This is a genomic window from Gelidibacter salicanalis (assembly GCF_016469035.1).
Lineage (GTDB): Bacteria > Bacteroidota > Bacteroidia > Flavobacteriales > Flavobacteriaceae > Gelidibacter > Gelidibacter salicanalis_A.
This window is the reverse complement of the sequence record NZ_JAEHJZ010000036.1, coordinates 146909-162615: the sequence shown is the minus strand read 5'-3', so window position 1 is coordinate 162615 and position 15707 is coordinate 146909. Positions and strand designations below refer to the sequence as shown.

Annotated in this window: 14 protein-coding genes; 12 read left to right on the top strand and 2 right to left on the bottom strand. The window is 38.8% G+C overall.

Annotated elements, in window-relative coordinates:
* The first annotated feature begins 127 nt into the window (after window positions 1-127).
* The 7 genes from JEM65_RS15560 to JEM65_RS15530 all read left to right on the top strand — a co-directional run bounded on the left by JEM65_RS15560 (window position 128) and on the right by JEM65_RS15530 (window position 7440).
* Complete coding sequence (locus tag JEM65_RS15560) at window positions 128-1039, top strand: nucleotidyltransferase family protein (protein ID WP_199601410.1); 912 nt, start codon at window positions 128-130, stop codon at window positions 1037-1039.
* 1 nt (window position 1040) lies between these two features.
* The gene (locus JEM65_RS15555; protein ID WP_199601408.1) at window positions 1041-2105 is read left to right on the top strand and encodes a phosphotransferase enzyme family protein; all 1065 of its coding nucleotides are present in this window, start codon (window positions 1041-1043) and stop codon (window positions 2103-2105) included.
* A gap of 84 nt (window positions 2106-2189) precedes the next feature.
* Window positions 2190-3500, top strand: a complete 1311-nt coding sequence (locus JEM65_RS15550) for a sugar MFS transporter (RefSeq protein WP_199601406.1) — start codon at window positions 2190-2192, stop codon at window positions 3498-3500.
* Window positions 3501-3522: 22 nt separating this feature from the next.
* A complete protein-coding gene (locus tag JEM65_RS15545; RefSeq protein ID WP_233530680.1) occupies window positions 3523-4521 on the top strand; it encodes a Gfo/Idh/MocA family protein in 999 nt (332 codons plus the stop codon).
* A gap of 11 nt (window positions 4522-4532) precedes the next feature.
* Window positions 4533-6461, top strand: a complete 1929-nt coding sequence (gene nagB, locus JEM65_RS15540; RefSeq protein ID WP_199601404.1) for a glucosamine-6-phosphate deaminase — start codon at window positions 4533-4535, stop codon at window positions 6459-6461.
* 22 nt (window positions 6462-6483) lie between these two features.
* Complete coding sequence (locus JEM65_RS15535) at window positions 6484-7044, top strand: LacI family DNA-binding transcriptional regulator (protein ID WP_199601402.1); 561 nt, start codon at window positions 6484-6486, stop codon at window positions 7042-7044.
* A gap of 72 nt (window positions 7045-7116) precedes the next feature.
* Entirely contained in the window at window positions 7117-7440 is a 324-nt protein-coding gene (locus JEM65_RS15530; protein WP_199601400.1) for a hypothetical protein, read from the top strand.
* 117 nt (window positions 7441-7557) lie between these two features.
* Here the strand turns inward: JEM65_RS15530 and JEM65_RS15525 are convergent, their stop codons facing one another.
* A complete protein-coding gene (locus JEM65_RS15525) occupies window positions 7558-8889 on the bottom strand; it encodes a D-serine ammonia-lyase (protein ID WP_199601398.1) in 1332 nt (443 codons plus the stop codon).
* Window positions 8890-8996: 107 nt separating this feature from the next.
* Window positions 8997-10565, bottom strand: coding sequence for a serine hydrolase (locus JEM65_RS15520; protein ID WP_199601396.1), 1569 nt, complete (start codon window positions 10563-10565; stop codon window positions 8997-8999).
* Window positions 10566-10728: 163 nt separating this feature from the next.
* Here JEM65_RS15520 and JEM65_RS15515 point away from each other — a divergent pair, with 163 nt between their 5' ends.
* The 5 genes from JEM65_RS15515 to JEM65_RS15495 all read left to right on the top strand — a co-directional run bounded on the left by JEM65_RS15515 (window position 10729) and on the right by JEM65_RS15495 (window position 15703).
* Window positions 10729-11607, top strand: a complete 879-nt coding sequence (locus JEM65_RS15515) for an AraC family transcriptional regulator (RefSeq protein WP_199601388.1) — start codon at window positions 10729-10731, stop codon at window positions 11605-11607.
* Between the two features lie 148 nt (window positions 11608-11755).
* A complete protein-coding gene (locus JEM65_RS15510) occupies window positions 11756-13075 on the top strand; it encodes an L-fuconate dehydratase (RefSeq protein ID WP_199601386.1) in 1320 nt (439 codons plus the stop codon).
* 2 nt (window positions 13076-13077) lie between these two features.
* Window positions 13078-13854, top strand: coding sequence for an SDR family NAD(P)-dependent oxidoreductase (locus tag JEM65_RS15505; RefSeq protein WP_199601384.1), 777 nt, complete (start codon window positions 13078-13080; stop codon window positions 13852-13854).
* Window positions 13855-13929: 75 nt separating this feature from the next.
* Window positions 13930-14781: a fumarylacetoacetate hydrolase family protein gene (locus JEM65_RS15500; RefSeq protein ID WP_199601382.1), complete on the top strand. Its 852-nt coding sequence runs from the start codon at window positions 13930-13932 to the stop codon at window positions 14779-14781.
* Window positions 14782-14872: 91 nt separating this feature from the next.
* Window positions 14873-15703 (top strand): amidohydrolase family protein, encoded by an 831-nt coding sequence (locus JEM65_RS15495; RefSeq protein WP_199601380.1) that lies wholly within the window; start codon window positions 14873-14875, stop codon window positions 15701-15703.
* Window positions 15704-15707: the final 4 nt, after the last annotated feature.

Here is a 15707-nt window from a genome sequence, read left to right as displayed (position 1 = left end):
AAAATCTTTTGTTATATCAAATTCAAATCTTACGTTTGTGTAAAACAATTAAAAATGTGGATTGAGGGTTTAGTGGTTGGTGTTTGATAATCAGTAAATTAACTTTAAGAATTAAAAAAAAAAATTCATGGTAGAGACAAACAAACCTACATTGGTCATTTTGGCTGCAGGAATGGGGAGTAGGTACGGTGGTTTAAAACAGATAGACGCGTTTACACCACAAGGTGATACAATTATCGATTTTTCGTTATATGATGCCCTGGAAGCAGGGTTTGGCAAATTTGTTTTTATCATAAGAAAAAGTTTTGAAAAAGAATTCAAGGAAAAAATAAATAAAAAACTGGAAGGCAAGGCTGAAGTGGCTTATGTATATCAGGAATTTGATAGCGTTCCAGAAAAATATATAGATCCAAATAGAACCAAACCTTGGGGTACAGGTCATGCCTTATTGATGGCCAAAGATGCGGTGAATGAAAATTTTGCCATTATCAATGCTGATGATTTTTACGGAAGAGAAGCCTTTAAGGTCATGGCGAAGTCCTTATCTGAAAAGGACAAGGGGTCTTATGATTTTAATATGATGGCGTATCTTCTTAAAAACACGGTGTCAGATCATGGCCATGTAGCTCGAGGAGAATGTGAAGTTGATGAAAATGGCTATTTGATAGATGTTACTGAACGTACGCATATTGAAAAAATTGATGGTGAGCTGATGAGAAAGGATGAGAACGGTAAGTTTATTCCTATTGATGGAGATACCGTTGTGTCAATGAATTTCTGGGGATTTACCCCAAAATGTTTTGAATTTGGTGGCGAATTGTTTGACGCATTTTTAAAAGTGAACAAGAACAATCCAAAAGCGGAATTTTTTATACCGTATGTAGTCAATGAGATTTTAAGATCAGATAAAGCGAGTTTAGAAGTTCTCAAATCTGATGCGCAATGGTTTGGGGTAACTTACAAAGAAGATAAAGAAATTGTAGAGGCAGCCATAGGAAAATTGAAGAAACAAGGGGTGTACCCAGAAAATTTATGGTAAGATGATAGCAGAAAAGTTGAAATTTATTTTTGGACAATTTGAGCATGACGCTGAATTTGAGTCCTACAAAGAGTTGGCTTCCGGTCATATCAATGATACGTATTTGATAAAGACCCAAAATAAGCCATATTTTGTGTTGCAGCGGATCAATCATGGGGTGTTCAAAGATGTTCCAGGACTTATTGAAAATAAAGTGATGATTAGTAATCATATCAAAGAAAAGCTGAGTCACTTATCGCCTAAAAAACAAAACAGACGCATCCTGAGGTTTTATACCACAAAAACAGGAGATCCATATTATAGGGGAGACGAAGGAAATTACTGGAATCTCATGCATTTTATTGATAAAAGCGTGACCCATGAATCGGTGCCAAGTGAAATTATTGCCTATGAAGGGGGGCGACTGTTAGGTCAGTTTTTAACCTTAACGAGCGATTTTGATGCGTCCAAATTAACAGAAGTCATTCCGAAATTCCATGACATGTCTTTCAGATATTGGGAGTTTGAAGAAGCCAGAAGATTAGCGTCCAAAGAACGTCTGGAAAACGCTAAATTGTATATAGAGATGGTGGAAAGTGCAAAAGAAGAAATGCACATTCTACAAAATTTGAAAGAATCTGGAGATATTAAAGTGCGTGTAACACATAATGACACTAAAATTTCCAACGTTCTATTTAATAAACGAGATAAAGGGCTGTGTTTGATCGATACGGATACCGTTATGCCGGGCATCGTGCATTATGATTTTGGAGATGCTATTCGTACCATTTGTAATACTGCGGCAGAGGATGAAACCAATCTCGATTTGGTAGAGTTTAATGTCGAATATTACAACGCTTTTACTGAAGGATTCTTAAAGAAGATGAAAAAGTCATTGACACCCACAGAGTTGAAATATCTGCCCTTGGGAGCCAAAACAATGATTTTTATTATTGGTTTACGGTTTTTAACAGATTATCTCAATGGAGATAGTTATTATAAAACGAAATATTCCGAACATAATCTTGATCGCGCCAAAAACCAATTTAAACTTTTACAGAGTTTAAGTGAGAAGTTAGGGGTTTAAAACCTATTAAATTGATAATTATAGACACGCAAACCAAAACTAAAAACCGAAATAAATTATGTCACTAACCAAAATCCTGTCACTATGAGCACTACAACTAAAAACAATATCGTCCCAATCGTAATTATTGGCGGACTCTTTGCCATTTTTGGTTTTGTTACTTGGATCAATGGAGCGTTAATTCCCTTCATGAAAACTATTAATGAACTTACTGAAGCCCAGTCTTATTTAGTAGCCACGGCATCATATATTTCTTTTGTAGTCATGGCATTGCCTGCATCTTACATCATCAATAAAGTAGGATATAAAAATGGGATCTCATTAGGATTGGCAATTATGGCCGTTGGTGCTTTGGTATTTATACCTGCCGCTGATGCCCGCACGTATTGGTTGTTTTTAGTCGCTATTTTTATTCAAGGCATTGGGATGACCATCTGTCAGACTGCTGCCAATCCATACATCACCATTTTGGGCCCAATTGAAAGTGGCGCTAAGCGTATGGCAATGATGGGTATTGCAAATAAAGTTGCGGGAGCACTAGGTTCTTTGATTTTTGGGGCCTTATTATTATCTGGTATTGATGAGGTAAATGAAAAATTAGGCAGTGTTTCTGCTGATGAGAAATCGGTGCTTTTAGACACCATGGCAGATAGTGTCCACACACCATATATTGTTATGGCTGTGGTCTTATTTATTTTCGCGTTCTTAATAAGGAAAGCGGCGTTGCCGAATGTTGAAGCAACCGTAGAAGATGAGGTAACTACCAACGGATCTACTCAAAAAACCATATTTCAATACCCACAATTATGGTTAGGGGTCATTGCATTATTTGTATATGTTGGTGCAGAGGTGATTGCGGGAGACACCATTATTTCTTACGGTATATCCTTAGGTATACCGGCCACAGAAGCTAAATTCTTTACCACCTATACGCTCATGGCCATGGTTGGAACCTACGCGCTAGGAGTGTTCTTAATTCCGAAATACCTCAAACAAAAAACGGCTCTTGTAGCAAGTGCCATATTAGGAATCATATTCAGTATCCTTATTCTGTCAACATCAGGATTTACGTCTGTATTATTTGTAGCGGCTTTAGGAATTTCTAACGCTTTAGTTTGGCCAGCAATTTGGCCTCTGACCTTAGACGGTTTAGGCAAGCATACCAAAACAGCGTCTGCACTTTTAATTATGGCAATATCGGGTGGAGCTATCATTCCACCATTGTACGGGCGTATGGTAGATGCCAATAAACATGAACTCATTGCTAGTGGAATTCAGGAGGCCGACGCTTTGTCGACGGCTTCGACCAGTAGTTATTGGATTTTGATTCCGTGTTATCTGACTATTTTGTTTTTTGCGCTTTGGGGTCATAAAATTAAAAGTTGGAGCAAATAATTTAAAGAAACGAATTGTTGAGATGGGGGAGAATAAAACATATAAATGGGGAATGATTGGTTGTGGTAGCGTAACGGAAGTGAAGAGCGGTCCTGCTTACCAAAAAACTGATGGATTTGAACTTTTCGCTGTAATGCGAAGGGATCTGGCTAAAGCAGAAGATTATGCGAGAAGACATAAAGTGCCTCACTTTTATGATGATGCAGATGCCTTAATCAATCATCCGGAGATTGATGCTATCTATATTGCTACGCCTCCAGATACGCATGAATATTATGCGCTAAAAGTTGCAGCGGCGGGCAAAATATGTTGTATAGAAAAACCAATGGCGCCGAGTTATGCGGCGTGTATAAGAATCAATGACGCATTTAAGGATAAAAACCTACCATTATTTGTGGCGTATTACAGAAGGTCATTGCCAAGATTTTTAAAAATAAAAGAATGGATCGATCAAAATAAAATAGGGGCTATCCGGCATATTCATTGGCAGTTTAGTAAACCCACCAATGATCTCGATGTCTCCAAAACATACAATTGGCGTACAGACGCTACTATTGCACCAGGCGGATATTTTGATGATTTGGCCTCTCACGGATTGGATTTATTTGTATTTCTATTGGGCACTATCAAAAGTGCAGAAGGAACAGCAGAAAATAGATTGGGACTCTATACCGCAAAAGATACAGTAACAGGAAAGTGGACGCATGACTCTGGTGCTACAGGGTTTGGAACTTGGGATTTTGGAGCTGAGGAGCGTCAGGATATCGTAAAAATCTACGGGAATGAAGGAAACATAACATTCTCAGTATTTGGAGAAAGCCCTATCATTTTAGAGCGTGATGAAGAAACAACAAGTTTAAACATCGCTCACCCAGAACATATACAAACCTACCATGTTCAAAACATGAAGTCGTACTTGGTTGGAGCGTCATCGCACCCTTCAACGGGAAAAACCGCTGCCCATACCTCTTGGATTATGGAACAAGTTTTACAAAACAACATTAAAGTCATTAACAATTAAAATAAATAGCCATGTTAAAAAGCACCATCGATAAAGCTACTGGTTTCGAAAAAAGGTTTGAAAACATTAATACCAAGGTCTTTGAAGATTCTCAAGCAGCTTCAAAAGCCATCGCTAAAGAAATAGCGAAACTCATTAAAGTAAAACAATCTCAAAAACAACCTTGTGTGTTGGGTTTGGCTACAGGTTCTTCTCCTAAAGGCTTGTATGCTGAATTGGTGCGTTTGCACAAAGAAGAGGGTTTAAGTTTTAAAAATGTGGTGACTTTTAATTTGGATGAATACTATCCAATGGAACCAGACTCGGTGAATAGCTATGTCCGTTTTATGAAAACCTTGTTATTTGATCAAGTAGATATCCTGCCAGAAAATTGCCATATTCCTGATGGAAAATTAGCAAAAGCGGATATTGCTGATTATTGTAGCCGTTACGAATCGAAAATAGAGGTTTTGGGCGGCATCGATCTGCAAATTCTAGGAATTGGTGGGAATGGTCATATTGGTTTTAACGAATCAGGCTCCCTACAAAACTCTAAAACACGATTAGTTGCCTTAGATCATATTACAAGAGTGGCTGCCAGTAAAGATTTTGCAGGATTATCTAATACACCAAAAACGGCTATTACTTTAGGTGTAAAAAAGATTATGGAAGCCAAACGTGTCATCCTTATGGCTTGGGGTGAGGCAAAATCTGCTATTATTAGAGCATCTGTAGAAGGTCAGGTTACCAATCAGGTACCGGCATCCTTTTTACAGGAACACAACAATGCAACATTTGTATTGGATAAAGGTGCAGCATCAAAATTAACACGTATCAATACGCCATGGTTGGTTGAAAAAGTAACATGGACGGATAAGCTGATCAGAAAAGCAGTGACAGGATTGGCGCTGCATCTCAAAAAACCTATTTTGATGCTCACTGAAGCAGATTATATAGAAAATGGGATGAGTGATTTATTGGCCGATTATGGAAATGGTTACGATATCAATATTAAGATTTTTAATGATCTCCAACATACCATCACGGGTTGGCCAGGAGGGAAGCCAAATGCTGACGATACCAAGCGTCCAGAACGTGCGGAACCAGCTAAAAAACGTGTGCTGATCTTTAGTCCGCATCCAGATGATGACATCATCAGTATGGGCGGAACTTTTAAAAGGCTTCATGAACAAGGTCACGACGTACACGTGGGCTACCAAACTTCCGGAAATATTGCCGTAGCAGATGAAGAAGCCCTGAGATTTGCAAATTTTGTAATTGATTACAACGAGAAATTTGGAATAAATAGCGACGCCACTGGAAAGATCTACACCAAAATGGTTAAAGCGCTTAGAGAAAAGAAACCAAGTGAAATTGATATTCCTGAAACACGTTACATCAAAGGATTAATCAGAAAAGGAGAGGCCAGAGCTACGAGTCATTTTGTGGGCTTAACAGACAAGCAGATCCATTTTATGGAAATGCCTTTTTATGAAACAGGAACCATTGATAAAAAACCGTTGGGTGAGGAAGATATTCAATTAACTATCAGTTTAATTGAAAGCATTAAACCACATCAAATTTATGCAGCTGGAGATCTGGCTGATCCGCATGGCACCCATAAAGTATGTCTTGATGCGGTATTTGAAGCGGTAAAAAGATTAAAAGACAAACCATTTATGAAAGATTGTCGTGTGTGGCTTTACAGAGGTGCATGGCAAGAGTGGAATGTTGACGAAATAGAAATGGCAGTTCCTATGAGTCCTGAGCAGGTCTTAGAAAAACGCCATGGCATATTTAAACACCAATCACAAAAAGATGGTGTGGTATTTCAAGGGGCAGACTCTAGAGAGTTTTGGCAACGTGCAGAAGACAGAAACAAGGAAACTGCTGATACCTATGATCAGTTAGGCCTATCGCATTATGCAGCAATGGAGGCATTTGTAAGATGGCATTTTTAACCACTATTAAGGAAAATGAATTATGATGGAAGTAACCATGAAAACCTTGTCAAAAATGAGCGGCTATTCCGTTTCGACGGTATCGAAGGCGCTACGTGACAAAAAAGATATCAGCTTAAAAACGAGACGGATTATAAAAGAATTGGCAGAAAGCTGTGATTTTGTACCAAATAACTCAGCTATAGCGCTCAGATCCCAAAAGAGCAACACTATTGCCGTTATTGTACCGCAAATTGATTCCAAGATTTATGGAAGTATGCTTAACAGTATACAACATATAGCTTTTGAACAGGGCTACCGTGTGGTGGTGCAGCAGTACCTCAATGGTGAGGACGGCGCTTTTGAAAGTCTAAAGAGCTTGAGAAATGGCGGAATTGACGGGATCATTCTTATTGGAACTTCTAGTAAATTGGATGCCATCAAGAAAAATGCTGCAGAACATTTTATGCCGACCGTCGTAACGAAGATTGAGAATTCAGATCTAAAATCAGATGATTATAAGCATTTTGGGAAAAAAATTATTCACGCGCTATTGTCAAAAATAGAAGCATTGAGTACTGGGATGCAAATACATATGGTATAACTTAAATTTAGAATATTTATTCCAATTCATTGGAAGCAACGATTAATTAAATACGGATTACAACACCTATAAATGAAACACGATCAGGATTTGAGTGCTATACAGGGTCACCATTGGGCTTTTGAAATGAGCTTTTCGTGTGTTGATAAATACGATCAATTTGTCAATTGGTTGTCTGACGAATTTTATTTCTTTCAACAGGATCAAGGTCAGTTTTTGACCATTTATTTTCCTAACGGACAGATAAAAGTGAAAAATGAGGATGAAGACGGGAGCAAGCTACGTTCAAAATTAACCATTGAAAGCAAATGTCGACATGTCGGCTTAAAAATTAAAAAGAAACTTTCAGACTTTCTAAATCATATAGAAAGGTATCATATACTCAGCCAAATATAGAGTGCATTTTGTTAATTCGAAAAGTGGAAAACCCTGTAAACATTATGTTTATGGGGTTTTTATTTGTTATTGGCTAGTATGTCTTAAAAATTGAAATGGGATGGCGTTATCATAAAATTATTCAGTTTTCAGTAGGTGTTGCCCTCTTTCATAAAATGCTGTCCTTTGATACTCCGGAACCAATAAGCCTCCTGTAGCCCAAACTATATGCGTTGCGTTTTTCAAATTGAGGTGGTGTGTTTTGGCGTATTCTGATATTTGGATCCGTTGAGGTCCGATTAATCCTGCAGTGGCTGATGGTTCTAAAAAGATATTTTCGGAATCTTTTAATTGTGCTAAAAGTTTAAAGAGCTGATCATCTTCAAGGGTGAAAATACCACTGACCAAATGCTTGCTGATTTTTGTAGCGAAATGTGACGGCCGCCCCACCGCCAGTCCATCTGCTTCCGTTTGATTGTCCAATCCAATATCTTGTACGCTAATATGGCTCATCTCAGCCGTAACCAATCCCGTTAAGACCCCTGGGCTATGTGTGGGTTCTATAAAGAAACAATGTACATGGTCCCCATAAATTTGCTTTAAACCAAAAGCTATGCCGCCTGGAGAACCTCCAACACCGCAAGGCGAGTAGACGAATAACGGATGATCCACATCAACCATCACTTTCTGGGCTTTTAATTGCTCGGCAATCCTGAGAGCGCCACCAGTGTAGCCAATAAATAAATCTTCAGAATCTTCGTCATCCACAAAATGGGCATTGGGGTCAGTCAATGTTTGCTGGCGCCCAGCTAAAACAGCTTCACTGAAATCGCCATCAAATTCAATAACAATAACACCTTTTTCTCGCAACAACTCTTTTTTCCACTGTTTCGCATCAGCTGAAACATAAACAGTGACTTCAAAACCTAACTTCGCACTCATGATACCAATGCCAAGTCCGAGATTTCCAGTAGAGGATACACCAATTTTATACTTCCTAAAAAACTCGCGGAATTCAGGAGCCAACAACTTACTGTAATCATCCTCTTTTTTCAAAAGCCCTGCTTCGAGGGCTAATTTCTCCGCATATTTGATGATCTCAAAAAATCCACCACGCGCTTTAATGGAGCCCGCAATAGGTAGTTCATGATCACATTTTAAGAACAACCCTCCATCAAAGTTTCCGTGATTGCCTTCCAAAACAGCCTTCATATTCGGGATTTCTCTGAGAGTCGATTCCAAAATACCAGCACTTTCACTAGTTTCTGGAAAAGCTTTGACAAAAAATGGCGCAAAACGGATCCATAACTGTTCTGCAACTTCCATATCTTTCATACCTAAGGAGAATTTAGGTGCATCGTCAAATGGTAGCAACTCAGGGTTTATCCAACTCACAGGCTTTGCATCTATGATGTCTTGAAGGATCGGAGTATTTTTTATTAATGCATCTATTTCTTTTTTGGAATACATGGGATCAAATTATTTTAATTATAAGATCATCAAAAGTGACAAGGAGCTTAAGGTTTCAATATTTGCCACAACAAATCAATATTTAGATGTTGTAGAAATCGTTCTGATTATTCCGCTCTTTTAAATTCCAAATCCTGAAAATCATAACTGAAATCCGTCAATGGCGATATCGGACTCATCATGAAACCAATCGCTTTTCCTTGGGTGTCTAAATTAAAATTCACAAAAGCATCAGCTTTTAGCGCGGCGTCATTCCAACGGACGACATAAGTTGTTCCTTTGTAAAACGTCATTGTTCCAGTTAAATCCGACGATTTTTCAGACTTAAAAATAAGGGTGCCATTTTGGTCAGTAATAGCGACATTGCCAAACCAATTGTCTTTATAGGTCCCTACATAATCTGCTGGATTCGGTTTTGGAGCTTTACTTTTCAGTTGTGCGGCAATGTCTTTTTCTAAGGCAGAGACAATGCTATCCTCTTCCTTTTCGCCGGCCAATCGGCGTTCGTTATACTGTTTGATGCGGTCTTCATCTTTGATGCCAAAATAAGCGTCCTTAATCGAGTTTGTAATTGCGCTAAACGCCGCACCACTTTGTTGGTTGGTAAGGACGATAATCCCTAAATCCAATTCAGGAATCATGGTAACTTGGCTGACAATCCCTAATAATCCTCCCGTGTGGCTGACTTGAAAATAACCATTCACATCACTCAAAAACCAACCTAAACCGTATGCGGAAAAATGAGTGTTATAAGGGCCTTTGCCGCTTTTAATCAAGGTTTGTGGCGTCCACATTTCTCTATGTTCTTTAGAGCTAAAAAGACTATCGGTTAGATTTTTACCATATTTTCCATCATTCAATTGCGCTTGTACCCAAGTGCTCATATCGTTGATGGATGCATAAATTCCTCCTGCAGGGGTAGAGATTTGTGTAAAGGTATCAGTGGTCAATTCCAATGTGCCGTTAACTGGCGCATGACCATCAATTCTATTCGGATCGGCTTTTATTTGTGGAAGTGACACTAAAGAACGCTCCATTTGTAAAGGCTTAAAAAAGTGATCTGAGATATAATCGTCAAATGATTGTCCCGAAACTCTGGAAACAATCTCACCGGCTACAATATATAAGAGGTTGTCATAATCAAATTTACTGCGGAAGGATGACACCGGTTTTAAATAACGAAGATTGTGAATCATCTCGTCTTTAGTAGTCGTATTAGAAGCAGGAAACACCATCAAGTCGCCCGCACCAAGACCTAATCCGCTACGGTGGGTAACAAGGTCGCGCACTGTAAATTCTCTGGTGACGTAGGCATCGTAGAGTTGAAACTCAGGAATGACGTCTATCACTTTGGTATCCCAAGTCAGTTTGCCACGGTCAATAAGCTGTGCTAAGGCCGAGGTCGTAAACGCTTTGGTATTTGAAGCTACCCCAAAAAGCGTGTTTTCATTAACTTCAGCGTTTGTTTTTACTGAGCGAACGCCGTAGGTGTTTTTATGATAAATTTTGCCATCTTTTAAAACCGCTACAGCTATGCCTGGAACATCAAAAGTCTGCATTGTTTTTTGAACTAAACTGTCAATTTGGGTCCTGCTCAAAGCCTGAGCATTTACAGAAGCCTTGACAGAAAAGAAAAGTGCCGCAAGAAGAAGCGTTTTAAAGGTAATTGATTTCATGAAAGAGATTTTAAAAACGAATCATTAAAGGTATTGATTTTTTTAATTTTTTATGTTGAAATTCTGGTGTCGGATTTAATTTCTTGCAGCAGAAATTTTTCCACTAGATACTTTTTTTGCACATTACGATGTAAATTGAGCTAAAAGTGCTATTTTCATTGCGATGAAATTACATTTAATAGATCGGAGTAACACGACAGCTACACTTTCAGTACGAAAGAATAGTTATGCCAATTTTCTTAAAATCTGGCATTACCATCCAGAACTCGAATTGGTAACCGTTCTTAAAAGTAAGGGCACGCGATTTATCGGCGATAGTATCAAGAAATTTCAACCGAAAGACGTGGTGCTGATCGGGAAGAATTTGCCGCACATGTGGTTAAATGATCCTAAATACTTCCAAGAGGACAAAACCTTAACTGCAGAGGCCATTTCGATCCATTTTAGAGAGGATTTTTTAGGAGACAGGTTTCTACAATTATCAGAAATGAAACCTATTGTCGCGTTGTTTAAACAAGCAGAGCAAGGAATTCAATTTAAAAATGTTTCAAAAGTGTTGCGGCAAGCGATAATAAATCTTAATGACGAAACGGATTTCAATAAAACACATCAGTTTTTAGGCATCTTAAATGAGTTGGCAGGGCATGAAGATGTTAAACTCTTGGCTAGTTCGGGCTATGTGGCCTCATTAAAACTGGAAGAGCCTAAGCTGTCTAATAAAGTGATTGCTTATATTTTTAAGAATTTTAATACCGATATGGATCTGGCAACCGTGGCTGAACTCGTCAACATGAATCCTTCCGCATTCAGTAGATCCTTTAAACGCGTGCACCGCAAAACATTTTCAAAATACGTCAATGAAATTAGAATTGGTTATGCCTGCAAACTACTCATGGAAAATGAATTGAATGTTGCGGCAATCGCCTATGAATCTGGGTTTAATAATTTGTCAAATTTTAACCGACAGTTTAAAGTCATAAAAAACATGTCGCCATCTATATATTTAAAAAAGCATAGTAATTACGCTCCTGATGTCATTTAAGACCCTCAAGTGCAAAAATAGTATTAGCAAGAGTGGAATAATGAGTGGACTTCATACAATTCATACTCTAGATTTGTAAGGTTAAGAAATGACTCGATATGAAATCTTCGATATTTCATTGAGTCTTGTAAACAATATCTATTAACAAATGAAACAAACAATAACCATTACCGAAGTCCTTACCAAAGATGTACGTTTCCCAACAAGTGATGAGCTGGACGGTTCAGATGCTATGAATACGGATCCGGATTATTCCGCGGCCTATGTCATTTTAAAAACGGACCACCCTGAATTTGAAGGTCACGGATTGACCTTTACCATTGGTCGTGGTAACGAATTATGTGTCTCAGCCATTGAGTCGCTTTCACATTTAATTATTGGAAAAACCTTGGAGTCCTTTACTCAAAATATGGGCGATTTCTATAAGATGATTACGGGCGACAGTCAATTACGTTGGTTGGGTCCTGAAAAAGGGGTCATCCATTTGGCAACAGGTGCCTTGGTCAACGCTGTTTGGGATTTATATGCTAAAGTGGAAGGCAAGCCAGTCTGGAAATTAATTGCTGATATGTCTCCGGAAGAGTTCGTGAAATGTGTGGACTTTACCTATATCACTGATGCTATCACTCCCCAGGAGGCTTTGGAACTTCTCAGAAGTAATGCCGCTACCAAGCAAGAACGCATTGATACTTTAATGAAAAGTGGTTATCCTGCCTATACGACCTCTGCAGGTTGGTTAGGCTATCCCGATGATAAAATGCGCAGATTATGCCAAGAAGCGAAAGCGGATGGTTTTAAACATATGAAAATAAAAGTTGGTTCTGATTTGCAGGATGATATGCGTCGAGCACAGATTATCCGTGAAGAAATTGGAGATGATTTACAATTGATGATGGATGCCAACCAAAAATGGGATGTGGATGAAGCGATAGAAAATATGGCATCGCTCAAAAAATTTAATCCCTATTGGATTGAAGAGCCTACAAGTCCCGACGATATTTTGGGTCACGCAAAAATTGCCAGAGCTGTAGCACCTATAAAAGTGGCGACGGGAGAACATTGCCAAAACCGGGTCATGTTTAAACAATTGATTATGGCAGATGCGTTACAGATCTGTCAAATTGATAGTTGTCGTGTGGGTGGCGTTAATGAAATTTTAGCCATTTTGTTGATGGCGGCAAAATTTAAAGTTCCTGTGTGTCCGCACGCTGGTGGTGTAGGGTTGTGCGAGTATGTGCAGCACTTATCCATGATCGATTATATTTGTGTCAGTGGCACTATGGAAGATCGGATTATTGAATATGTAGACCATTTACACGAACATTTCTTCGATCCTGTAGTCATTAAAAATGGTGCTTACATGCCACCGCAACAACCAGGATATAGCATCACCATGAAACCAGAATCATTAGAAACCTATAGTTTTCCAAACGGAGAAGTTTGGACTAAAAAATTACAAAACGCATAATTATGGTATTCAGTTTAAAAGGAAAAACAGCCGTCATCACTGGTGGTGGAAGCGGCATAGGGAAAGCCATTGCTACCACATTTGCTAAACAAGGCGCACATGTTTGTATTTTAGATTTTAATACAGATAATGGTAATGCCACCGTTTCAGAAATTAAAAATGAAAATGGATCGGCCAATTTTTATCAATGTGATGTTTCCAATCAAGGGCAAGTAGAGGACATTTTTAGCCAAATTGCCAAGACCAATGCCATCGATATTTTAATAAACAATGCCGGAATAGCGCATGTTGGCAATATAGAAAACACGAATCCCGATGATTTGGACCGTTTGTACAACGTTAACATTAAAGGGGTTTATAACGGCATGAAAACGGCCATCCCATATTTTAAAAAGCAGAATAAAGGAGTGATTATCAATATGGCGTCTATTGCCTCGTCGGTTGGAATTTCTGACCGATTTGCCTATTCCATGACCAAAGGAGCGGTTTTGACCATGACCTATTCGGTGGCAAAAGATTATGTTGCTAACGGGATCCGATGTAACTGTATTTCTCCAGCACGAGTGCATACGCCGTTTGTAGATGGATTTATAGAACAAAATTATCCAGATAATCAGGCTGAAATGTTTGAGAAACTCTCAAAGACCCAACCAATAGGACGGATGGGGAAACCTGAGGAAATTGCCCATTTGGCATTGTATCTATGTAGTGATGAAGCGTCTTTTATCACAGGAACTGATTTTCCTATTGATGGCGGATTTATTAAATTGAATGGTTAAGTCATATTCAAAATCACGTGAAAATCAAGTTGTGCCAGTAAAAACTAATAATAAAAATTAAATAATACCTCAAAAATGAAACTCATAAGATTCGGATCAGAAGGTCAAGAAAAACCAGGACTTCAATTAGAAAATAAACGTATAGATGTCAGTGCATTTGCTGAAGATTTCAACGAAAAATTCTTCGAAAACAACGGATTGGAGCGTTTAAAGGAGTGGTTGAAAACTAATGAGGCAAGTTGCCCTGCGGTTGCCGAGAGTCTGCGCTTAGGATCGCCTATTGCAAGACCTTCAAAATTGGTGTGTGTCGGATTAAATTACGCACAACATGCTGCGGAAGCGGGAATGAAAGTACCATCAGAGCCAGTTTTGTTTTTCAAATCTACTACGGCAATCGTCGGTCCAAATGATAAGGTCATCATTCCAAAAAATAGTGAGAAAACGGATTGGGAAGTGGAATTGGCCATCGTTATTGGTAAAAAAGCATCGTATGTGTCGTTAGAAGAGGCAGACGACCATATCGCGGGGTATGTCTTGCATAATGATGTATCTGAACGTGCGTTCCAAATTGAGAAGGAAGGCCAGTGGTGTAAAGGGAAAGGATGTGATACGTTTGCACCTTTAGGACCATTTATGGCCACTAAGGATGAAGTTAAAGATCCAAATAATTTGAAATTGTGGTTAGATGTTAACGGTGAGCGTTTGCAAGACTCGTCAACCTCTGATTTTATATTTAACGTACAGCATGTAGTATCCTACATCAGTCAGTTTATGACCTTATTGCCTGGCGATGTGATTTCAACCGGAACCCCATTTGGCGTTGGGTTAGGATTTAAGCCACCACGTTATTTAAAATCAGGAGATGTGATGCGTTTAGGCATTGATGGTTTAGGTGTACAAGAACAAACAGCAGTAGCTTACAAATAAATGAAACGAGCATGTTCAAAATTTAATAGCTCAACGGAAATGGCTAATCGCGAACAGCATGTGTCCAAAAAAAAACAATAGATAAATACACATGAAAATAGACGCACATCAACATTTTTGGCAATTTAATCCGCAAAGAGATGCGTGGATTACGGATGGAATGGGTGTGCTTCAACGTGACTTTTTACCTGAAGACTTACATCCGTTATTGCAACAGCATCAGTTTGATGGTTGTATTGCGGTACAAGCGGACACTTCAGAAAAAGAAACTGAATTCTTATTGGATTTAGCAGAACAACACATGTTTATTAAAGGTGTTGTGGGGTGGTTGGATTTATGTAGTGTTGCTATTGATGAACGATTGGAGCATTTTTCAACATATGAAACCCTAAAAGGTCTCCGACATATCGTGCAAGCGGAACCGGAAGGTTTTATGCTGCGAAAGGATTTTCAACGCGGTATGTCTGCGCTGGAAAACTACAATTTCACTTATGACATCTTGATTTTTCCACATCAATTGGAAGAAGCCATCGCATTGGTCAAAACATTTCCTAACCAAAACTTTATACTGGACCATTGTGCAAAACCTTATATCAAAGACGGCAGAATAAAGACCTGGAAACGTCATATCCAAACACTATCAGGCTTTGAAAATGTCGCCTGTAAAGTGTCCGGATTTACTACAGAAGCAGATTGGAACAATTGGGACAACACCACCATGCAACCTTATTTGGATGTGGTTTTTAAAGCCTTTGGAACCAAGAGAACACTTTTTGGCAGCGATTGGCCAGTGAGTGTAATGGCGGGAAATTATGCTGAAACGGTTGGTCTTGTTGAGGATTATATCGCACAATTTTCAGAAACCGAACAACAACACATTATGGGACGTAACGCACAAGCGTGGTACCATTTAAAAGATTGAAACT